The sequence below is a fragment of the Brachybacterium sp. J153 genome (genome assembly GCF_036311905.1).
Taxonomy (GTDB): domain Bacteria; phylum Actinomycetota; class Actinomycetes; order Actinomycetales; family Dermabacteraceae; genus Brachybacterium.
In genome coordinates this window covers 1-20623 of record NZ_JAZDCH010000013.1, presented here as the reverse complement: position 1 = coordinate 20623, position 20623 = coordinate 1, and the positions used below count along the sequence as shown (strand labels likewise).

The following is a 20623-nucleotide window of genomic DNA, read 5'->3' as shown; positions in this document are numbered from 1 at the left end:
GGAAGAGGTAGGGGACCCATGTTTTGTTGGGGGGCCTTTCCAGGCGAAAAACACGACGGACGCGAGTCGGCAGCGGCCGCTCAGAGCTCGCGCTGCATGACGATCGCGTCGACGTAGCCGTCGCGCACCCGGTAGTAGGCCCGCCGTCGGCCGATCTCCTCGTAGCCGGCGGTGGTGTAGAAGGCGCGGGCGCGGTCGTTGTCCTCGCGCACCTCGAGCAGGAGCCGTGCCGCGCCGCCGCTGCGGGCCTGCTCCTCGCACCACCCGAGCAGCGCCCGGCCGATCCCCTCCCCGGGGCGCCGGGTGCCGATGGTGTGGAGGTCCGCGGTGTCCCCGGCGAGCATGATCCCGGCGTAGCCGATCAGCCCCCGCTCGGCCTCCTCCCCGGCGGCCGCGATCACGTAGCGGCGATCGGGATGTTCGATCTCCGCGGCGACCTGGAAGACGTTCCAGGCCTCCTCGGGGAACAGCTCGAGCTCGGCGAAGGCGATCTCCTCGACGTCCTCGAGGGTCGCGGGGCGCAGCGCCCAGCCGCGCCGTGGGGCCCGGCCCTCGTCGTCCTCTGCCGCGACCGCCATCTCAGCGCCCCAGGGCGGACTTGCGGGCGGTCGGCTTCGCCGCGTCGGGCTCGCGCAGGTACAGAGGCGCGGTGTCGGAGAGGTCCTCCCCGGCGGCGAGGCACTCGACGGCGGCGAGCAGCAGGTGCCCGGCGTCGACGTGCTCGAGCGGATCCGTCGCCGGCAGCAGGTCGGGGTAGAGCGCCGTCCCGGATCCGACGAGCAGGTCGCAGGCGGTGAGCTCGGCGGCGACGTCGGCGGGCGCCGCGACGGCGGGGCCGCCGGTCCGCTCGAGGCGGCCGTCCTCCGCGCGGCGGTAGCGGGCGTGGTAGACCTCGCGGCGGCGGGCGTCGAGGGCGACACCGACGGTGAGCGGCTCCGCCCCCGGATGTGCCGCGAGCGCCTGGTGCGCGAGGGCGTCGAGGGAGCACAGCCCGTGCAGGGGCACCTGGAGCACGGAGGCGATCGTGCGCGCGCTGACCAGGCCCACGCGCAGTCCGGTGAAGGGCCCGGGCCCGCGGCCGGCGACCACGCCGGTGAGCTGGGTACGGCTCGCACCTGCGGCCTGCAGCGTCTCGTCGACCAGCGCCAGCAGCACCTCGTCGTGGTGGCGGGCGCGGGTGTCGGTGCGGACCGCGAGCACCTCCCCCTCGCGGGCGACGGCGACGCTCACCGCCCCCGAGGTGTCGATCCCCAGCAGCATCAGCTCTCCTCCTGCACGGTCAGTCCGGCCTCCGCGAGCACCTGCCGCAGGGCGGCGAGGTCCCAGCGCGGGCCGCTCGGGACGAGCCGCAGGGTGCGCGGCTCGTCGGGGTCCTCGGGGTCCTCGACCCGGTCGGGGCGCTGCAGCTCGATCCGCAGCACCGAGGGGGCGAGGTGCTCGACCCGGTCCCGGCCCCATTCGACGACGGTCACGGCGGTCTCGAGATCGGCCTCGAGATCGAGGTCGTCGATCTCGCCCTCGCCGCCGAGCCGGTAGGCGTCCACGTGCACGAGATCCGGGCCACCGCTCAGCGAGGGGTGCACGCGCTCGATGACGAAGGTCGGGGAGGCGACGGGTCCGCGCACGCCGAGGCCCGTGCCGAGACCCTGGGTGAAGGTGGTCTTCCCCGCGCCGAGCGGGCCGTCGAGAACCAGCAGGTCCCCGGCGCGCAGGGCGCCGGCGAGCGCGAGAGCGACGGCGCGGGTGCCGTCGGCGTCGGCCGTCCGCACGACGAGGGCGCTCATGCGCGCACCTCCCGCGAGACCCGGCCGGAGACGGAGGTGAGCACCTCGTAGGGGATGGTGCCCGCGGCGCGCGCCCAGTCCTCGGCCGTGGGGGCGGCGGGGTCGTTCGGGGCGCCCTTGGCGTCGCCGAAGAGGAACACCCGGTCGCCCGCGCGGGCGGAGGAGTCCGGGCCGAGGTCGAGCACGATCTGGTCCATGCTGATGCGGCCCACCTGGCGCGCGCGACGGTCGCCGGAGGCGGTGCGGACGACGACGTCGACGCCGCCGCTCGCGGACCGGTGCAGGCCGTCGGCGTAGCCGATCGGGACCAGGCCCAGGCGGGTCGGCGTCTCGGTGCGATAGGTGCGGCCGTAGCCGACGCTCTGCCCGGCGGGCACCTCCTTGACCATCGCGAGACGGCTGGTGAGGGTCATCGCGGGCCGGAGCTGGACGTCGGTGGTGACCGGCGGGCAGCCGTACAGGGCGATGCCGGGCCGCACGATGTCGCGATGCAGGTCGGGCCGGGTGAGCAGGGCCGCGGAGTTCGCGAGATGCTGCAGCGGCACCGGGCCGACCTCGTCCTCGAGCGCCTCGACCGAGGAGTCGAAGATCTCGACCTGCTGATCAGTCGCGGGGTCCGCGGGATCATCGGCCGAGGTCAGGTGGGTCCAGGCGGCGACGATCTGGATGACGTCGTCCTCCTGGGCGGCGGCGGCGAGAGCTCGCAGGTCATGCGGCATGACGCCGCCGCGGCCCATGCCGGTGTCGATCTTGAGGTGCACGCGGGCGCGACGGTCGGCGGTGCGCGCGGCGCGGGAGACGAGCTCGAGCATCGCCCGCGACCCGACGGAGACGTCGATCCCCGCGGCGATCACCTCGTGCATCATCGCCTCGGCCGTCTCCGGCTCGTACAGCCAGGTCAGGATCGGCACCTCGAAGCCCGCGCGGGACAGGGCCAGCGCACTCGCGGGATGGGCGACGCCCAGCCAGGTCGCCCCGCCCTCGACCGCGGCCCGGGCGGCGGAGAGCATCCCGTGCCCGTAGCCGTCGGCCTTCACGACGGCCATGAGAGCGGTGTGCTCCTCGAGCAGGCCCGTCAGGGTGCGGGTGTTCTGCGTGATGGCCGAAGGGTCGATGACGGCGCGATTGGGCAGGTGCCGAGGGTCCTCGGCGGGGATCGGGATGGTCATCAGGCTCCTCGGATCACGGCTGGGCGCTCGCCAGGATAGTCCCGAGGGCGTGCGGGAGGGCGTCGGCGACGTCGAGGGCGACGAGCGGCACGCGCCCGCCGAGGGACGCGCGATGCGCGGCGCGGCCGTGGATCAGCGTCGCGAGCGCGGCGGCGTCGGGGCCGTCCAGCCCGCCGCCGAGGAGGGCGCCGAGGATCCCGGCGAGCACATCCCCGGTGCCGGCCGTGGCGAGCTGGGCGGGGCCGTCGGCCTGGCTGCGCAGCGGTCCGCCGCCGCCCGGGGCGATCAGGGTGATCGCGCCCTTGAGCAGCACGGTCCCCCCGGTCGCTGCGGCGAGTGCGCGGGCCAGCTCCGGGCCGGGCAGATCCGGGTCGAGCTCGAGCCGGCGGGCGAGCCGCTCCGCCTCGCCGCGGTGCGGGGTGAGGACCACGTCGGGGCCGAGGGCGTGCTCGGGGCCGAGCGCGTCGAGGGCGCCCGCGTCGAGCACGCCGCGGCGGATCGCCGGGCCGCCGCCGCCGGGTCCGGAGGGTCGGGAGAGCAGGGCGAGGCCGCGCGCGGCCCGCGGGTCGTCCGGCGGGAGCCCGGGGCCGACGACGAGCACGTCCGTGCGCGGCAGCTCCGCGGGGGCCACCGGGTGGCCGACCACCTCCGGACGGACGCGCCACACGAGCTCCCGCACGGACTCGGGGGCGAGCAGGCCCACCATGCCCGCCCCGGCGCGTGCGGCGCCTGAGCAGGCGAGGACCGCGGCACCGGGGTACTCGGCGCTTCCGGCCAGCAGTGTCACGACCCCGCGGCGGTACTTCGAGTCCGCGGGGCGGGCGTGCGGCCAGAGCGCGGCGGCCTCGGCGTCCTCGAGCCGCTCGACCTCGGCGGCGGCCGGCAGGTGCGCGGCGATCCCGAGCGGCACCAGGTGGACGGACCCGGCCCGCTCCGCCCCGCCGGGCAGCAGCAGCCCGGTCTTCACGGCACCGAAGGTCACGGTCTCCGCGGCGACGAGCGCGTCCGGATCGGCCTCACCGGTGGTGGCGTCGACGAAGCTCGGCAGGTCCACGGCGAGCACCGGGACCCGCTGGGCGCGCACCGCCGCGAGCAGGGGGCGCAGGGTCGAGGGCGCCTCAGGACGGGCGCCGAGGCCGACGATCGCGTCGAGCACCAGGTCCGTCCCGGGGAGCAACGCGGTCAGCGTCTGCTCGAGCTGCTCCGGCTCGGGCGAGTGCACCGTGCCGCCCGCGCGCCGCAGCGCCTCGGCCCCGCCCTCGTGGACGGTCCCGGCGACGGCGAGCGCCTCGGCCCGGACCCCGTCGGCCCGCAGCAGCGCCGCGGCCCAGAGGCCGTCGCCGCCGTTGCTGCCCCGCCCGGCGAGGACCAGCACCCGGCGGGCGCCGCGCAGCCGGACCCGGGCGCAGAGCCCCTCGGCGGCGCGCAGCATGAGCGGTTCGCCCGCCGCGAGCAGCGGCTCCTCGGCCGCACGCACCGCGGCCGCCCCGTACGCGCGGATCATGACCGGCCCCGCTCGGCGATCACGATGGCGGTCGCGACGTCCCCGTCGTGCGAGAGGGACAGGTGCAGGTGCTCGACCTCCTGCTGCTCGGCGGCGCGCAGGGTGGCGCCGCGCAGACGCAGGTGGGGGCGGCCCGAGGCGGCGCGCTCGACCGTGACGTCCTGCCAGGAGAACTCCCCCGGCGAGCCGAGCGCCTTGCCGACCGCTTCCTTCGCCGCGACCCGCGCCGCGCGCGAGGCGTCGGACAGCCCCCGCTCGGCCGGGGTCAGCAGACGGTCCAGGAGGGCCGGGGTGCGCTCGATCATGCGCGCGAGGCGCTCGATGTGGACCACGTCGATGCCGGTGCCCGCGATCAGCGAACGCTCGGAGACGCCGAACGCCCGGCCCCCGAACGAGTCGGCGGACTCGGAGGGGCCGGGCGCGGGCGGCGGGACGATTCTCATCCCGGCAGTATCACTCGACCGTGACGGACTTCGCGAGGTTGCGCGGCTGATCCACGTCCAGACCCTTCGCGGTGGCGAGGGCGCAGGAGAAGATCTGCAGCGGGATCACGGTCAGCAGCGGGGCGAAGAGGGTGCGGGTGGCGGGCACGCGCAGCACCACGTCCGAGTACGGCAGGACGTCGTCGTCGCCCTCCTCCGCGATCACCAGGGTACGGGCGCCGCGGGCGCGGACCTCCTGGATGTTGGAGACGACCTTGGAGTGCAGCGAGTCGCGGCCGCGCGGGGACGGGACGATCACGAACACCGGCTGGCCCTCGTCGACCAGGGCGATCGGGCCGTGCTTGAGCTCGCCCGCGGCGAAGCCCTCCGCGTGGATGTACGCGATCTCCTTGAGCTTGAGCGCGCCCTCGAGCGCGGTCGGGTAGCCCACGTGACGGCCGAGGAAGAGCACGCTGGTCGCGTCCTTCATCTCCTGCGCGAGCTGCTCGACGGACTCGGCGCCGTCGAGCACGGTCTGCACGTGCGTCGGCAGCTGCTCGAGGTCCTCCATGAGGGCGGCGATCTCGTCGGGGAAGAGGTTGCCGCGCACCTGGGCGAGGTAGAGGCCCAGCAGGTAGCAGGCGGTGATCTGGCCGAGGTACGCCTTGGTGGAGGCGACCGCGATCTCGGGGCCGACGTGCAGGTACAGCGCAGCGTCGGCCTCGCGGGGGATGGTCGAGCCGTAGGTGTTGCAGATCGCGACGACCTTCGCGCCCTGCTCCTGGGCGTGCCGCATGGCCATCAGCGTGTCCATGGTCTCGCCGGACTGGGAGATCGCCACGACCAGGGTCTTCTCGGTGACGATCGGGTCGCGGTAGCGGAACTCGTGGGCGAGCTCGACCTCGGTGGGGATCCGGCACCAGTGCTCGATCGCGTACTTGGCGACGTTGCCGGCGTTCGCGGCGGTGCCGCAGGCGACGACGATGATCTTGTCGATGCTGCGCAGCACCGACTCGTCGATGCTCATCTCGTCGAGGTGCAGGGCGCCGGAGTCGATGCGGCCGCGGAGGGTGTCGGCGACGGCGGTGGCCTGCTCGTGGATCTCCTTCGCCATGAAGGACTCGTAGCCGCCCTTCTGCGCGGCGGTGACGTCCCACTCGATGGAGTAGCGCTTCTGCTCGGTGATCTCGGTGCCGGCGAAGTCGGTGACGACCACGTCGTCGGCGGTCACCGTGACGACCTGGTCCTGGCCGATCTCGAGCGCCTCGCGGGTGTTGTCCACGAAGGCGGCGACGTCGGAGCCGAGGAAGTTCTCGCCCTCGCCGAGGCCGACGACGAGCGGGGAGTTGCGGCGCGCGGCGACCACGCGGTCGGGCTGGTCGCGGTGGACGGCGAGGAGGGTGAAGGCGCCCTCGAGCTGGTTCGCGGCGGCGCGCAGGGCGACGGTGAGGTCGCCGGCGGTCGCCATCTCGCGGGCCACCAGATGGGCGGCGGCCTCGGAGTCGGTCTCGGAGCGGAAGGTGAAGCCGTCGGCCTCGAGCTCGGCGCGGAGCACGGCGAAGTTCTCGATGATGCCGTTGTGGACCAGGGCGAGCTCGCCGTCCTTGCCCCCGAGGTGGGGGTGGGCGTTCCCGTCGGTGGGCGCGCCGTGGGTGGCCCAGCGGGTGTGGCCGATGGCGACCCGGCCGCTGGTCTCGGTCGCACCGTCGAGGGCCTCGCGGAGGTTCGCGAGCTTGCCGGCGCGCTTCTCGACGCGCACGGCGCCGTCATCGATCACGGCGACTCCCGCGGAGTCGTACCCGCGGTACTCGAGGCGGGCGAGGCCCTGGAGGGCGACGTCCACGGGACGGGAGGAGGGGGCTGCGGCCTGCGGGCCTGCGTATCCGACGATTCCACACATGGGGCTCAACCTAGGGGACGACGGACGGATTCGCTCGACTCGGGACCCCCGTCGGGCGAGTCATGGATCACGCCCGCCGGGGGTGCTGGCGGACCCTGGCCGATCGTGATCGGCACCGGTCACGTTCGCGCACGCTCCCGGGATGGGCGAGAATCGTCCGCATGAAGGCTGCGCCGACGTCGAGCACCGTCACCCCGTTCGCGGAGATCCCCCGTGAGGAGTGGGCACGGCTCTCCCAGCAGACCCCGCTGCCGCTCTCCGCGGAGGACGTCGACCGGCTGCGCGGCCTCGGCGACGGGATGGACCTGCACGAGGTCGACGCCGTGTACCGGCCGATCTCCCGCCTGCTGAACATCCACGTCGCGTCCGCGCAGGGGCTGCGGCGGGCGCGCGAGCACTTCCTGGACCAGCACCAGCAGCGGACCCCGTACGTGATCGGCGTGGCCGGCTCGGTCGCCGTCGGCAAGTCGACCACCGCGCGTCTGCTGCGCGAGTTGATGGCGCGCTGGCCGGACACCCCGCGGGTGCAGCTGGTGACGACCGACGGCTTCCTCCACCCCAACGCCGAGCTCGAGCGGCGCGGGATCATGCACCGCAAGGGCTTCCCCGAGAGCTACGACCGACGCGCGCTGCTGCGCTTCGTCTCGGACGTCAAAGCCGGGCACGAGCGGGTCGAGGCCCCCGTGTACTCGCACCTGACCTACGACATCCAGCCGGAGGAGCGGGTGGTGGTGGAGAGCCCCGACGTGCTGATCGTCGAGGGGCTCAACGTCCTCCAGCCCGCGCGGCCGCGCCGCGACGGGCGGCTGGGCATGGCGGTCTCGGACTTCTTCGACTTCTCGGTGTACGTCGACGCACGGGTCGAGGACGTCCAGCGCTGGTACGTCGACCGCTTCCTCGCGCTGCGAGCCACGGCCTTCGCCGATCCACGCTCGTACTTCCGCCGCTACGCGGAGCTCACCGACGAGGAGGCGCGCCAGACCGCGTCGAGGATCTGGCGCACCATCAACGGCCCGAACCTCACCGAGAACGTGCTGCCCACCCGGGGCCGCGCGGATCTGGTGCTGCGGAAGGACGCCGAGCACCGGGTGCACTCGGTGCTCATGCGCAAGGTGTGAGGCGGGGCGGGCCCGGAAAGGGCTCCCGCCGGGGCGGGCGCCCGCCGGCTCAGAGGCCGACGCGCTCGCGCACCACCACGGCGAGACGCTCGGCGATCGCGGTCGCCTGCTCGTCGCTCGGCGCCTCGACCATGACACGCACGACGGGCTCGGTGCCCGAGGGGCGCAGCAGCACCCGGCCGGACTCGCCCAGCTCCGCCTCCGCGGCCGCGATCGCGTCGGCGACCCCGCGGTCGATGGTGGCCTTGGCCTTGTCGACGTCCTTGACATTGATCAGCGCCTGCGGCAGACGGGTCATGACGGCCTTCAGGTCGGCGGCGCTGCGGCCGGTCTCGGCCATGCGCTGCAGCAGGTGGAGGGCCGTGAGCTCGCCGTCGCCGGTGGTCGCGTGCTCGGCGAGAATCACGTGGCCGGACTGCTCGCCGCCGATCGAGTAGCCGCCGAGGTTCATCTCCTCGAGCACGTAGCGGTCGCCCACGCCGGTCTGGCCCAGCACGATCCCGTGCTCGCGCATGGCGAGCTTGAGGCCGAGGTTGCTCATCACGGTCACCACCAGGGTGTCGTCGTGCAGCTTCCCGCGCTCCTTGAGGTCGAGGGCGAGGATGGCCATGATCTGGTCGCCGTCGATCTCCTCGCCGGCGGCGTCGACCGCGAGGCAGCGGTCCGCGTCGCCGTCGAAGGCGACACCGATGTCCGCGCCGTGCTCGCGCACCGCGGCCTGCAGCGGGCCGAGGTGGGTGGAGCCGACGCCGTCGTTGATCAGCCCGCCGTCGGAGCAGTCGCCGATCACGTGGACGGTGGCGCCGGCGCGGCGCAGCGCCTCCGGGCCGGTCACGGCGGCAGCACCGTTGGCGCAGTCGGCGACGACGGTGAGTCCCTCGAGGGAGCGGTCCAGGGTGGAGACGAGATGGGCGACGTACTGCTCGATCGCGCCCTCGTAGCGGGTGATGGTGCCGACGTCGGTGCCCTGGGGGCGGTCCCACTCCTCGTGCAGCCGCGCCTCGATCGCGTCCTCCACCTCGTCGGGCAGCTTGGTGCCGCCGCGCGCGAAGAACTTGATGCCGTTGTCGGGAGCGGGGTTGTGGGAGGCGGAGATCATCACGCCGAGGTCCGCCCCGGTGGCCTGGACGAGATGAGCGAGGCCGGGGGTCGGCAGCACACCCGCGTCCTCGACGTCGACGCCCGCCGAGGCGAGCCCGGCGCACACCGCCGCGGAGAGGAAGTCGCCCGAGGGACGCGTGTCCCGCGCCACGATCGCCCGCGGCCGGGTGCCGCCGAACGCGCCGAGGGTGCCCAGCACATGGGCCGCCCCCACCGAGAGCTCGACCGCGAGCTCCGCGGTGATGTCGCCATTCGCGCGTCCGCGCACTCCGTCGGTGCCGAAGAGTCGTGCCACAGGGTTCTCCTCACAGGGGGTCGGTGATCCGCTGTGAGAGTACCCGGTGGCGGATACTTTGGAGGGTATGCCCGACGACGCCCTCCTCCCCCGCGTGCTGCCCTCCGCCATCAGCCACCACGTCGGCGACCGGACGGCGGGTCGCGGGCTCGCGCGCGCCCGCGAGGGCCGGGTCCGCGGACTCGCCTGGGATGCCGAGGCGGTGACGGTCTCGGCGACGGTCACCGACGACGACGGCGCGGTGCAGGCTCCGCGGGTCGAGCTCGCCGAGTACGCGGAGGACGCCGTCTCCCGCCGTTTCCAGCGTCCCTCCCCCGGCGGGCTCTGGCGGCCGAGCGCGGATCGCTGCACCTGCACCTCCGGACAGGGCTGCGAGCACGTCGCGGCGCTGCTATACCACCTCAACGACCGCGCCGACCGGGCGCAGCAGGAGGCTCCGCCCGCGGAGTGGCGCAGCGTGCTGCGGCCGTTGCTGCGCGGCACCGCGACGACGTCGGCCGTGCGCCCGGTGGCGGTGCGGGTGGACCTCGAGGCCGGGCCGGCCGGATCCGCCGCCTCCCGCGGCAAGCGGCAGCCCGCGACGCCCGCGCACGTCGCCGCGGGGGACGAGTTCTGGGTGGGGCTGCGCCCCGTGACCCGCGGGTCGAAGGGCACCTGGATCCAGGGCGACCTCTCGTGGCGCACCTTCGAGTCCCGCACGGCCTCCCGCGATCTGGATTCGGTGCAGGCCGAGGCCCTGGCCCGCGTGTTCGCCGCCGCGGGCACCGAGCGCACCTACACCAGCGGCGCCGTCGAGCACCTGTGGCTGAACTCGATCAGCTCCCCCCTGATGTGGCAGGCCCTCGCCCATGCCGTCGCCGCGGGCGTGGAGCTGCTGCCCGGGGAGGGGCTGACCGCCGTCACCCTGCTCACCTCCGCGGAGGCGGGTCTGGACCTCCGGCTCGGCGAGGAGGTCGAGCAGGGCGAGGAGAACGAGAGCAGTGAGGTCGGCGAGGAGGGCGAGGAGGCGGCGTCGAACGGTGACCTCTACGTGCTCCCCCGGATCACCCTCGACGGGGAGCCCGCGCCGGAGGCGCGGCTGCTCGGCGGTGCCGGGGTGCTCGAGGTCCGCGCCCACGACGCCGCGCTCGCGCTGCGCCTCGCCCCGCTGCCCACCGCGATCCCCCGCGAGCTGCGTGGCCTGCTGCAGCGCCGCAGCCCGCTCGCCGTGCCCGCCGCGGACCGGACGGCGTTCGTCGAGGTCGCCTACCCGCAGCTGCGCACCCTCACCTCCGTGACCAGCGGTGACGGCAGCGTGGACCTGCCCGCCGCACCCCGTCCCACCCTGCACCTGCTCGCCTCCTACGCGGACGGTGACCGGCTCACCCTGCGCTGGTCCTGGCGCTACCACGATCCCGAGCGCAGCCTCCCCATCGACCAGCGGCAGGGGGCGCGGCGCGACATCGCCCACGAGGAGGAGGTGATCGCCGCCGCGATGACGCTGTGGCCGACGGCCGGCTCCGCCACCCCCGAGCTGCTCAGCGGGGCGGACACCGCGAGCTTCTCGGAGCACGTGCTGGACCGCCTCGACGCGATGGACCACGTGGAGGTGGAGCTGGGCGGCACCCGCCACGCCTATCGCGAGCTGGACGGCGCCCCGCAGGTGCGCGTCACCCAGTGGCAGTCCCCGGGCCGCAACGACTGGTTCGACCTCGGCTTCGAGATCACGATCGACGGCCGCCAGATCCCCTTCCCGAGCCTGTTCGTCGCCCTCGCCCGCGGCAAGGACCGGCTGCTCATGCCCGATCGCACCTACTTCTCCCTCGACCATCCGGCCTTCGACACGCTGCGGGAGCTGATCCGCGAGGGCGAGGCGCTCGCCGAGTGGGAGCCCGAGGTACAGCGGATATCGCGCTTCCAGGTGGACCTGTGGGACGAGCTGCAGGAGATGGCCGACGAGGCGGAGGCCGCCCAGAGCTGGTCCCGCGGCGTCGGCGCCCTGCGCGATCTCGAGACGATCCACGAGCCGCCGCTGCCCGCGGGCCTGCAGGCGGACCTGCGCCCCTACCAGCGGGAGGGGTTCACCTGGTTGTCCTTCCTGCACGAGCAGGGACTCGGCGGGATCCTCGCCGACGACATGGGCCTCGGCAAGACCCTCCAGGTCCTGGCGCTGATCGCGCGGGCCCGCGAGCTGACCCCGTCGGCCCCGCCCTTCCTCGTGGTCGCGCCGTCGTCGGTGCTGCCGGTGTGGCGGCGCGAGGCGGAACGGTTCACGCCGGGGCTGCGGGTGCGCGTGCTCGAGGCGACCTCCGCGGCGCGCGGCACGGAGCTGTCCGCCGAGATGCTCGGCGCGGATCTCGTGGTCACCAGCTATGCGGTGCTGCGCCGTGACGAGGAGGCCTTCGCCGACCATCCCGTCGCGGGGCTCGTGCTGGACGAGGCGCAGTTCGTGAAGAACCGCCGCTCCCGCACCCACCTCGCGGCGAAGCGCGTGCCCGCCCCGTTCCGCCTCGCGATCACCGGCACCCCGATGGAGAACTCGCTCGACGACCTATGGGCTATCTCCGACCTGGTGGCGCCGGGGCTGCTGGGCGGGTCGACCGGTTTCCGCCAGCGATACACCCTGCCGATCCAGACCGGGGAGCACCCGCAGCGGATGGCGCAGCTGCGTCGCCGCGTGCGCCCCTTCCTGCTGCGTCGGACGAAGGAGCTGGTCGCCGCGGAGCTCCCGCCCAAGCAGAAGCAGGTCCTCACGGTCACGCTGAGCCCCGAGCACCGCGCCGCCTACGACGCCGTGCTGCAGCGCGAGCGGAAGAAGGTGCTGGGGCTGATCGACACCGACCTCGAGCGCTCGCGGTTCATCGTGTTCCGCTCCCTGACGCTGCTGCGGATGATGGCGATCGACCCGCGGCTGGTGGATCCCGAGGAGCATGCCGAGGCGCCGGGGACGAAGCTCGAGGCCCTCTTCGACCGGCTCGCCGAGGTGATCGGCGACGGGCACCGCGTGTTGCTGTTCAGCCAGTTCACCTCGTACCTCGACCTGGTCGCGGCGGAGCTGGACCGCCGGGACGTGGACTACGCGCACCTGGACGGCTCGACCCGGGACCGGGACGGGGTGGTCTCCGCCTTCCGCGAGGGGACAGCCCCGGTGTTCCTCATCTCGCTGAAGGCGGGCGGCTTCGGACTCACCCTCACCGAGGCGGACTACGTGTTCCTGCTGGACCCGTGGTGGAACCCGGCGGCGGAGGCGCAGGCCGTGGATCGTGCGCACCGCATCGGCCAGGACCGCACGGTGATGGTGTACCGGATGATCGCGGAGGACACGATCGAGGAGAAGGTGCTCGCCCTGCAGCGGCGGAAAGCAGAGCTCTTCGACGCCCTGACCGACGGCGGCGAGGCCTTCCGCACCGCGGTCACCGCGGAGGACCTGCGCGAGCTGCTCAGCTGACCGGACCGCAGTCGCGCCCCGTGCCGAGGCCCGCTCGGTCCGCGAAGGCGGGCGCGGCGGCGCCGTACTCCCCGACGTCCCGCGCGATCGTCCGCCCGTCGACGAGCAGGGGCGGTGGCGGAGAAGCCGAGCCCGGAGAGGAACAACGCCGCGGCCGCGCCGCGGTAGAAGGGCACCGTCGCGAGGAGCGAGAGCGCCGAGGCGCGCGGCGGGCTGGCGACGGCCACAGGGTCTCCTTCGACGGGGCGGCCGGCGGGATAACGGCACGATGCGGACGATCGCATTGCACCGCGGGGCCGTTGCCCCGAGCGGCTCACCCCTCGCTGGCCACCCAGTCGTAGGACAGGAACTTCCCGTCGATCGTGAGGACCACGCGGTCGCCGCCGGGGTGGCTGCCACGGCGCAGGTCGATCGAGCAGTTGATCGCACTCATGATCCCGTCGCCGAACTCCTCGTGGATCAGGGCCTTGAGCGCCGGGCCGTAGACCTGGATCAGTTCCTGGAAGCGGTAGATGGTGGGGTCGGAGAGCAGTTCGGGATCGATCGTCCGATACGGTTGCCGCCGCAGGGCCTCGACCAGGTCGTCCTCGAGCTCCAGCTGCTCCGCGAGCGTCGCGGCGACCTCCTCGGGGACCGGGTGCGCGCCGAGAACCGCCGAGGTCAGCCACACCACGGGCCGTCCGCTCGCCTCGGCGAGCTGCGCCCAGGTCAGCCCCTTTGCCCGGCGCCGCGCGTCGATGATCTCGCCGGCGGTCCGCTTCTCGATCAGGTCCATGTCCCGTCCTCTCGTCGTGGTGAGGACAGGCTCGCCGGATGCGCCGGGCAGGAGCGTGGGGGTCCGGGCTCCGAGTCGCTCCGTCACGGTCCGGTCACGCGGTGCCCGGTCCGGTGACGGGGTGCCCGGCCCGCGACGGGTGCCGGACTGGTCGCGGCCATGGTCGAGTACTGGCGTCTGGCGTTGCAGTACGGCCATATATCCGTACTGGAACGCTACGCGCCGGTCACTGACCATGCCCCCTCGCCGAGCCTGACCGCGACCGCTGCAGTGGGGGCCTGGGCGCGAGGAGTCTCCTGCCGTCGAGTACTGGCGTGTGGCGTATCAGTACGGCTATATATCCGTACTGGAACGCTACGCGCCGGTCACTGACCAATCCGCACCGCGGTCCTGACCCACCTGAACTGCACAGGACCCGGCCACCCCGGCCCCCGAACGCGACGATGCCCCCGACCCGGAGGTCGAGGGCATCGTGCGCACAGCGGGATCGCGGCGGAGCAAGGGCTCCGCGGTCGATCAGCGCTTGGAGTACTGCGGCGCCTTGCGGGCCTTCTTGAGGCCGGCCTTCTTGCGCTCGATGATGCGAGCGTCGCGGCGCAGGAACCCGGCCTTCTTGAGGGTCGGGCGGTTGTGCTCGGCGTCGATCTCGTTCAGCGCGCGGGACACGCCCAGGCGCACCGCACCGGCCTGGCCCGAGGGGCCGCCGCCGGTGAGGCGGACGATGACGTCGAAGCGACCCTGGAGGTCGAGCACCGTGAAGGGGTCGTTGACCTCCTGCTGGTGCACCTTGTTCGGGAAGTAGTCCTCGAGGGTGCGGCCGTTGATGGTCCACTGGCCGGAGCCGGGGATCAGGCGGACGCGGGCGATGGCGCGCTTGCGGCGGCCGGTGCCGTAGCCCGGCGCGGTGGCCGACTGGCCGGCGCCGACCGCGGCCTCGCCGGTGGACTCGGTGGTGTAGCTCGACGGGGCATCCTCGTCGGTCACGGCCTCGAGGGTGTCGGGGGTGGTCTCAGTCACGGTTCTCCTAGAACTTTCCGTGCGGCAGGGCGGAGTGGCGGGACGCCCCCGCTTACTGCGCCACCTGGTCGATGGTGAAGGGGACGGGCTGCTGCGCACCGTGGGGGTGCTCGGAGCCCGAGTAGATCTTCAGCTTCTTGATCTGCTGATCAGCGAGCTTGTTCTTGGGGAGCATGCCGCGGACGGCCTTCTCCACCGCACGCTCCGGGCGCTTCTCGAGCAGCTCGGAGTAGGGGACGCCGCGGAGGCCGCCGGGGTAGCCGGAGTGGCGGTAGGCCAGCTTGGTCTCCCGCTTGTTACCGGTCAGCGCCACCTTGTCGGCGTTGATGATGATCACGAAGTCGCCTGCATCCACGTGGGGTGCGAAGACCGGCTTGTGCTTGCCCCGGAGCAGCTGAGCAGCCTGGGAAGCGAGCCGGCCGAGGACGACATCGGTTGCGTCAATGACGTACCAGGAACGCTCGACATCGTCGGGCTTCGGGGTGAACGTACGCACTCGTGCCTTCTTCTCTCGTCAGAGTGCCCTGCGAGCACTGGGCTCGCGGGCACGGTTCGATGGACCGTGGACACGCTTCCTCGGAAAAAGCATGGCCTCACACGTCGTGCCCGTCCCGTTCCGCCTACGACGCGGCGACGGTCCTGGGTGCGGGTGAGACCCCTCCTCGCGCCGGAGATCTGGTCTCGGCTGCAGAGGTGGGCACGCACCAAGGCACAACGACCGCTCATCGTACGGGGCCCCGACGACGAGCGTCAACGCGCGGGCGGGTCCTCCGGCTGTGATCTGCGCCAGACTCCGCCCGGCTCTGCCCGACTCCGCTCCGCTCGGCTCGACCCCGCTCCGCTCGGCTCGCCCCCGCTCCGCTCGGCTCGCCCCCGCTCCGGCTCAGGCCGACGGCGGCTTGATGTCGTCGTGCAGGACGGCGGTCTCGCGCTTCCAGGCGGGGGTCCGCAGGGCGCGGCGCAGCTCGGCGAGCGTCGGCGCGGTGCCGACGGCGGGCCACAGGTCCACCAGCATCCGGTCCCGGACGCGCATCACGTTCCGGGAGGTCGTGGGGTCCACGGCGATCACCTCGTCGAGCAGCGGTCGCAGTGCGGGGTGGTCGGTGTGGAGGGCGCGGTCCTCGCCATGGGCGCGCAGGGAGCGGACGCGCAGGTCGAGCCGGTCGAGCGCCCCCACCTCGGCGAGCTCGGGCGCGCTGTCCAGCAGCTCGACCAGCTCCGGCTCGCGCACCGACTCGGCGAGGGGACCGAGGGCGACGCGGATCAGCTCGTCGCGGGTCCCGGCGGTGCTGATCCGCGGGCGGTGCGCCGCCGCCAGTCCGTCGCGCCAGCCGTGATGCCGGCTGACCTGCTCCACCAGGGTGCGGCGGGCCTCCTGGATCCACTGCTTCTCGGTGCGGGTGTTGTAGCGGGTCCAGAGCGCGAGGAAGGCCTCGGCGTCGCCGCGCCGGGCGTGGTGGTCTCCGATCGCCCGCCAGCCGATCTCCGGCATGCTCGCCAGTCGGGGATGCGCCGCGGCGGCGGTGGCGGCCTCCAGGTCGCCGTCGGCGAGGTGGCGGTAGACGATCGCGCGACCGAAGCGCTCCGCCACCGATTCCCGCGACCCCTCCGCGGCCCGCTCGAGGTCCGCCACCTCGAGCAGCCCGCCGGCCAGCAGCAGGCACCCGAGGTCCGGGAGCAGGGGCGGGTTCCCGACCCCGCCGGGACGCGCTGTGCGCACCGTGGTCGCCACGCGCCGGGTGAACCAGTAGGGCCGGTCGAGCTGCCGCACCGCGCACAGCGGATCGTCCGCGCTCTCGGGCTCGATCGTCGCGGCCCGGCGCGCGAGGGCCTCCAGGGCCACGTCGATGAACGGGTGGCGGGGCACGGGCGGCGCGCCGGGGACGGCATCGGCCGCGGTGGGCGGGCGGCGGTTCGCGGCCACCGCGCGATGCTCCGCGAGCGCCTCGAGGAACTGCCGGCCCGTCGTCGTCCCCTCCGTCATGAGGTCGAGGATCTCACAGGCCCCCGCCGCGCGCGGGCGAGATGCGCGCGGGCGGCGAGCTCCTCGTCCGGCGGATACGCGACGTGCTCGAGGGTCAGCCCCTGCGGCGGGCACAGCGGCGCCGCCCCCGCGCTGTCCCGCGTCGCGGACTCGCGGGTGCGCGCGGCAAGCACCTCAGCCGGCCAGCTCTCGGGGCGCCGCCCCTCCCCCACGCCGAGAAGCGCCCCGACGAGGGAACGGACCATGTGGTGACAGAAGGCGTCGGCGACGACGGTCGCGACGACGAGGCCTTCGTCGGCCCGCCCCTCCCCCGGCCGCTCCCAGGTCAGCTCCCGCAGCTCGCGCACGGTGGTCGCGCCGACGCGCGGGCGGCAGAAGGAGAGGAAGTCGTGCTCGCCGAGCAGCGGGGCGCTCGCGCGCGCCATCGCGGCGACATCCAGGGGCCGACGGTGCCGCAGGACGTCCCGGCGCAGCGGGTCGTGGGCGGTCGGGCCGTCGGAGATGCGGTAGCGGTACCGGCGCCACAGCGCTCCGAAGCGGGCGTCGAACTCGTCGCTCACCTCGCGGGCGAGATGCACCACGAGGTCGTCCGGGAGCACGCCCTCGAGCCGGGTGACGAGCGCCTCGGCGGGCGCGCGGTCGGAGCGGCCGGGGATCGTGGCGAGCACGGCGTCGGGAAGGTCGAGGTGGCAGACCTGGCCGCGGGCATGGACCCCGGCGTCAGTGCGGCCGGCGACCGTGACCCGCACGGGCACACGCGTGATCTGGGTTAGGGCCCGCTCGAGCTCGCCCTGGACGGTGCGCTGACCGGGCTGATCGGCCCAGCCGTGGAAGGCGGTGCCGTCATAGGAGAGGTCGAGTCGCAGCCGGGTGGTGGGGGTCGCGGGTTCGGGCATGCCAGCGATCGTAGCGGCGGACCGGAGACCGCCCCCTGGGCACCTCCGCGGGGCCGCCGGGGCCGTCGGTACCCTGTGCCGCGTGAAGATCCTCGTCATCGGCTCCGGAGGCCGCGAGCACGCGATCACCCGTCGCCTCGCCGCCGACCGCCCCGCCCCCGAGCTGCACGCCGCGCCCGGCAACCCCGGCATCGCGCAGCTCGCCACCTGCCATCCCGTCGCGCTCGACGACCTCGACGGCCAGGTCGCCCTGGCCCGCGAGCTCGGCGTCGACCTGGTGGTGGTCGGACCGGAAGCGCCGCTCGTCGCCGGGGCCGCGGACCGCCTGCGGGAGGCGGGGATCGACGTCTTCGGCCCGTCGGCCGAGGCCGCCCGCCTCGAAGGCAGCAAGTCCTGGGCGAAGGAGATCATGGCCGCCGCGGGCGTGCCCACCGCCGCCTCCGTGACCGTGACCTCCCCGGACGCCCTCCCCGCGGGCCTGGACCGGGTGAACCCGCTGGGCGATGTGCCCTTCGTGGTCAAGGCCGACGGGCTCGCCGCCGGCAAGGGCGTGGTCGTCACCGCCGATCGCGCCGCCGCCCTCGCCCACGGCGAGGCGGTGCTCGCCGCGGGCGGCCAGGTGGTGCTCGAGGAGTACCTCGACGGCCCGGAGGTGTCCCTGTTCTGCGTGAGCGACGGGACCGACGTGGTGCCCCTCGCGCCCGCCCAGGACTTCAAGCGCGCCCTCGACGGAGACGAGGGCCCGAACACCGGCGGCATGGGCGCCTACTCGCCGTTGCCCTGGGCGCCAGAGGGTCTGGTCGACGAGATCGTCGCCCACGTCGCCCGGCCCACGATCGCGGAGCTGGCCCGCCGGGGCACGCCGTTCGTCGGCATCCTGTACTGCGGTCTCGCGCTGACCTCCCGCGGCCTGCGGGTGGTGGAGTTCAACGCCCGCTTCGGCGACCCCGAGACCCAGGTGGTCCTCGAGCGGCTCACGACCCCGTTCGCGCCGCTGCTGCACGCCGCCGCCCGCGGCGAGCTCGCCGCCGTCGATGCCCCCGTCTGGAGCGACGAGGCGGCCGTGACCGTCGTCGTCGCCTCCGCCGGCTACCCCGCGGCGCCCCGCACCGGGGACCCGATCGGCGGGATCGAGGCCGCCGAGGCGCTCGGCGCCCATGTCCTGCACGCCGGGACCTCCCGCGGCGAGGACGGGGTGCTGCGCAGCGCCGGCGGGCGCGTGCTGACCGTCGTCGGCACCGGGCCGACGCTCTCCGCCGCCCGGGAGATCGCCCTCGCCGGGGCCCGCGCGATCGAGCTCGAGGGCTCCCACCACCGCGGGGACATCGCCCTCGCCGCCGCCGATGCGGAGGACCGCGCATGAGCACGCCGCTGATCTCCGCCCCCGACCTGCCCGGCTGGGACCATGTCGTCTCCGGGAAGGTGCGCGAGCTGTACGTCCCTGCGGGCGTCGCGCCTGACGCGGCCGAGGAGGTGCTGGTCGTCGCGACCGATCGGATCAGCGCCTACGACCATTCGCTGCAGCCCGGGATCCCCGACAAGGGGCGGCTGCTCACCGGCATCAGCGTCTTCTGGTTCGCCCAGCTCGAGGACCTGGTCCCCCATCACGTGCTCTCCGCGACCGACGTCCCGGACGCCGTCGCGGGCCGGGCCCTGCGCTGCCGGGGCCTGGACATGGTGCCGCTGGAGTGCATCGCGCGCGGCTATCTCACCGGCTCGGGCCTCGCCGACTACCGGGCCGGCGGCTCGGTGGGCGGTCACGTGCTGCCGACGGGGCTGGTCGAGGCCTCGCGCCTGGATCCCGCGCTGTTCACCCCCTCGACCAAGGCGGAGGCCGGGGCGCACGACGAGAACATCACCGTCGCCCAGGCCCGCGACCTGCTGGGCGAGGAGCTCGCGGACGAGCTCGCCGAGCTGACCCTCGCGGTCTACGAGCGGGCCCGCGCCGTCGCCGCCGAGCGCGGCATCCTGCTCGCCGACACCAAGCTCGAGTTCGGGCACTCCCGCACCGACGGCAGGCTGCTGCTGGGCGACGAGGTGCTCTCCCCCGACTCCTCCCGCTTCTGGTCCGCGGACACCTACGTCGAGGGCCGCGTCCAGCCGAGCCTGGACAAGCAGTTCGTGCGGGACTGGCTCACCTCCTCCGCCTCCGGCTGGCACCGCGGCTCGAACACCCCGCCACCTGAGCTGCCGGCCGAGGTCGTCGCCCAGACCCGCGCCCGTTATGTCGAGGCCTACGAGCGCCTGACCGGCACCAGCTTCTGAGCCGCGCGCGCGGGGGCGACGGGACACGCACGGGGGCGCGGATCCAGCAGGTCGAGGAGGACGTCGTCGCCGTGCGGAGCCCCCGCCGCGCTCCGCCGCTAAGGCCCGCGGCCCGGCGGCACCTGCGGCGCAGTCCTTCGCTCAGACGCTGAGCAGCAGCACCGCGGTGACGATGCCCGCGATCGCGAGGACCAGCGCGGCATCGCCCGCGCCGAGCGGGGCGCTGCGCCACCAGGTCCGCTTCGCCGCGGCGACGCCCCGGCTCTCGAGGGCGAAGGCGATCCGGGCCGAGGAGCGGATCGCGTCGACCAGCAGCGCGAAGGCGCAGGTCATCAGCGCGCGCGGGCCGAGCCGCACGGGATTCCCGTCTGGGGCGGACGGCCGACGCAGGCGGTGCGCGCGGAGGATCGTCGACCAGCGCCGGGGCAGGTCCTCGAGCAGTCGCAGCCCCGCGAGGAGGGCGAGGGCGATGCGGGCCGGCAGCCGGGCGTGGACGCGCAGGCTGGTCAGGGTGCGCCCGGGATCCGAGGCACGCAGCACCACTGCGGCGCCGAGCCCGATGACCAGCGCCCGCAGGGCGAGGGCGGTGCCGAGGACGATCCCCTCGGTGGTGACCCGCACGGGCAGATCCGGCCACGGCTCGTGCCCGGGACGGCTGAGCACGTTGACCACGAGCACCCCGGCGGCGAAGGGGAGGAACGGGGCCTGCGCGCGCAGGAGGGCGAGCGGCCCGATCCGCAGCCCGATCATCGCGCCGCTCGCGAGGAGCAGGTGGAGCAGGAGCAGCGGGATCGGATCGGTCAGGGCGATGCAGACCACGCTCAGCGCCGTCAGCAGTCCCAACAGCACCGCGGGATCCCGGCGGGCGAGCAGGGCGCGGTGCCGCGGTGGGTCCTCGAGCGCGGTGAGCGGCCGGTCCGTCCCGTCCTCGGCGGAAGAGGGAGAGGGGACGGGAAAGCGGGGGGG

At 74.2% G+C, this 20623-nt stretch carries 18 protein-coding genes; 4 read left to right on the top strand and 14 right to left on the bottom strand.

The window, feature by feature from the left end:
• Nucleotides 1-80: 80 nt before the first annotated feature.
• The 7 genes from V1258_RS07530 to glmS are packed head-to-tail and all read right to left on the bottom strand — an operon-like array spanning nucleotide 81 to nucleotide 6779.
• Complete coding sequence (locus V1258_RS07530; RefSeq protein WP_329749049.1) at nucleotides 81-578, bottom strand: GNAT family N-acetyltransferase; 498 nt, start codon at nucleotides 576-578, stop codon at nucleotides 81-83.
• Between the two features lies 1 nt (nucleotide 579).
• On the bottom strand, nucleotides 580-1260 hold the full coding sequence (gene tsaB, locus V1258_RS07525; RefSeq protein ID WP_329749048.1) for a tRNA (adenosine(37)-N6)-threonylcarbamoyltransferase complex dimerization subunit type 1 TsaB: 681 nt from the start codon (nucleotides 1258-1260) through the stop codon (nucleotides 580-582).
• Nucleotides 1260-1784, bottom strand: coding sequence for a tRNA (adenosine(37)-N6)-threonylcarbamoyltransferase complex ATPase subunit type 1 TsaE (gene tsaE / locus V1258_RS07520; protein ID WP_329747520.1), 525 nt, complete (start codon nucleotides 1782-1784; stop codon nucleotides 1260-1262). Before tsaE ends, tsaB begins: the two co-directional genes overlap by 1 nt.
• Entirely contained in the window at nucleotides 1781-2953 is a 1173-nt protein-coding gene (alr, locus tag V1258_RS07515) for an alanine racemase (protein ID WP_329749047.1), read from the bottom strand. Before alr ends, tsaE begins: the two co-directional genes overlap by 4 nt.
• 13 nt (nucleotides 2954-2966) lie before the next feature.
• Nucleotides 2967-4457, bottom strand: a complete 1491-nt coding sequence (locus tag V1258_RS07510) for an NAD(P)H-hydrate dehydratase (protein WP_329749046.1) — start codon at nucleotides 4455-4457, stop codon at nucleotides 2967-2969.
• Nucleotides 4454-4900 carry a holo-ACP synthase gene (locus V1258_RS07505; protein ID WP_329749045.1) on the bottom strand — a complete coding sequence of 149 codons (447 nt, stop codon included), beginning with the start codon at nucleotides 4898-4900 and terminating at the stop codon, nucleotides 4454-4456. Before V1258_RS07505 ends, V1258_RS07510 begins: the two co-directional genes overlap by 4 nt.
• A gap of 10 nt (nucleotides 4901-4910) precedes the next feature.
• Entirely contained in the window at nucleotides 4911-6779 is a 1869-nt protein-coding gene (glmS, locus tag V1258_RS07500; protein ID WP_329749044.1) for a glutamine--fructose-6-phosphate transaminase (isomerizing), read from the bottom strand.
• 161 nt (nucleotides 6780-6940) lie between these two features.
• On the opposite strand from glmS, the gene coaA reads away from it, so the two are divergent.
• The gene (gene coaA, locus V1258_RS07495; protein WP_329749043.1) at nucleotides 6941-7897 is read left to right on the top strand and encodes a type I pantothenate kinase; all 957 of its coding nucleotides are present in this window, start codon (nucleotides 6941-6943) and stop codon (nucleotides 7895-7897) included.
• Nucleotides 7898-7946: 49 nt separating this feature from the next.
• On the opposite strand, the gene glmM is transcribed toward coaA, so the two are convergent.
• Nucleotides 7947-9293 (bottom strand): phosphoglucosamine mutase, encoded by a 1347-nt coding sequence (glmM, locus tag V1258_RS07490; RefSeq protein WP_329749042.1) that lies wholly within the window; start codon nucleotides 9291-9293, stop codon nucleotides 7947-7949.
• A gap of 67 nt (nucleotides 9294-9360) precedes the next feature.
• On the opposite strand from glmM, the gene V1258_RS07485 reads away from it, so the two are divergent.
• Nucleotides 9361-12720 carry a DEAD/DEAH box helicase gene (locus V1258_RS07485; RefSeq protein WP_329749041.1) on the top strand — a complete coding sequence of 1120 codons (3360 nt, stop codon included), beginning with the start codon at nucleotides 9361-9363 and terminating at the stop codon, nucleotides 12718-12720.
• 313 nt (nucleotides 12721-13033) lie between these two features.
• Here V1258_RS07485 and cynS read toward each other — a convergent pair whose 3' ends face one another.
• From cynS to truA, 5 genes are all read right to left on the bottom strand, one after another.
• Nucleotides 13034-13495 (bottom strand): cyanase, encoded by a 462-nt coding sequence (gene cynS, locus V1258_RS07480; RefSeq protein ID WP_329749040.1) that lies wholly within the window; start codon nucleotides 13493-13495, stop codon nucleotides 13034-13036.
• Between the two features lie 516 nt (nucleotides 13496-14011).
• The gene (gene rpsI / locus V1258_RS07475; RefSeq protein ID WP_329749039.1) at nucleotides 14012-14512 is read right to left on the bottom strand and encodes a 30S ribosomal protein S9; all 501 of its coding nucleotides are present in this window, start codon (nucleotides 14510-14512) and stop codon (nucleotides 14012-14014) included.
• Nucleotides 14513-14564: 52 nt separating this feature from the next.
• Nucleotides 14565-15008 (bottom strand): 50S ribosomal protein L13, encoded by a 444-nt coding sequence (gene rplM / locus V1258_RS07470; protein ID WP_329747510.1) that lies wholly within the window; start codon nucleotides 15006-15008, stop codon nucleotides 14565-14567.
• Nucleotides 15009-15395: 387 nt separating this feature from the next.
• Nucleotides 15396-16496, bottom strand: coding sequence for a hypothetical protein (locus tag V1258_RS07465; protein ID WP_329749038.1), 1101 nt, complete (start codon nucleotides 16494-16496; stop codon nucleotides 15396-15398).
• Nucleotides 16493-17392 (bottom strand): tRNA pseudouridine(38-40) synthase TruA, encoded by a 900-nt coding sequence (gene truA, locus V1258_RS07460; protein ID WP_329749037.1) that lies wholly within the window; start codon nucleotides 17390-17392, stop codon nucleotides 16493-16495. The genes V1258_RS07465 and truA overlap by 4 nt, the downstream gene beginning before the upstream one ends.
• 82 nt (nucleotides 17393-17474) lie before the next feature.
• Here truA and purD point away from each other — a divergent pair, with 82 nt between their 5' ends.
• Both purD and V1258_RS07450 read left to right on the top strand, forming a co-directional pair.
• Complete coding sequence (gene purD / locus V1258_RS07455; RefSeq protein ID WP_329749036.1) at nucleotides 17475-18755, top strand: phosphoribosylamine--glycine ligase; 1281 nt, start codon at nucleotides 17475-17477, stop codon at nucleotides 18753-18755.
• A complete protein-coding gene (locus tag V1258_RS07450) occupies nucleotides 18752-19657 on the top strand; it encodes a phosphoribosylaminoimidazolesuccinocarboxamide synthase (RefSeq protein WP_329749035.1) in 906 nt (301 codons plus the stop codon). The genes purD and V1258_RS07450 overlap by 4 nt, the downstream gene beginning before the upstream one ends.
• A gap of 141 nt (nucleotides 19658-19798) precedes the next feature.
• Here V1258_RS07450 and V1258_RS07445 read toward each other — a convergent pair.
• The coding region (locus V1258_RS07445; protein WP_329749034.1) for an energy-coupling factor transporter transmembrane component T family protein at nucleotides 19799-20623 on the bottom strand (825 nt) is incomplete at its 5' end.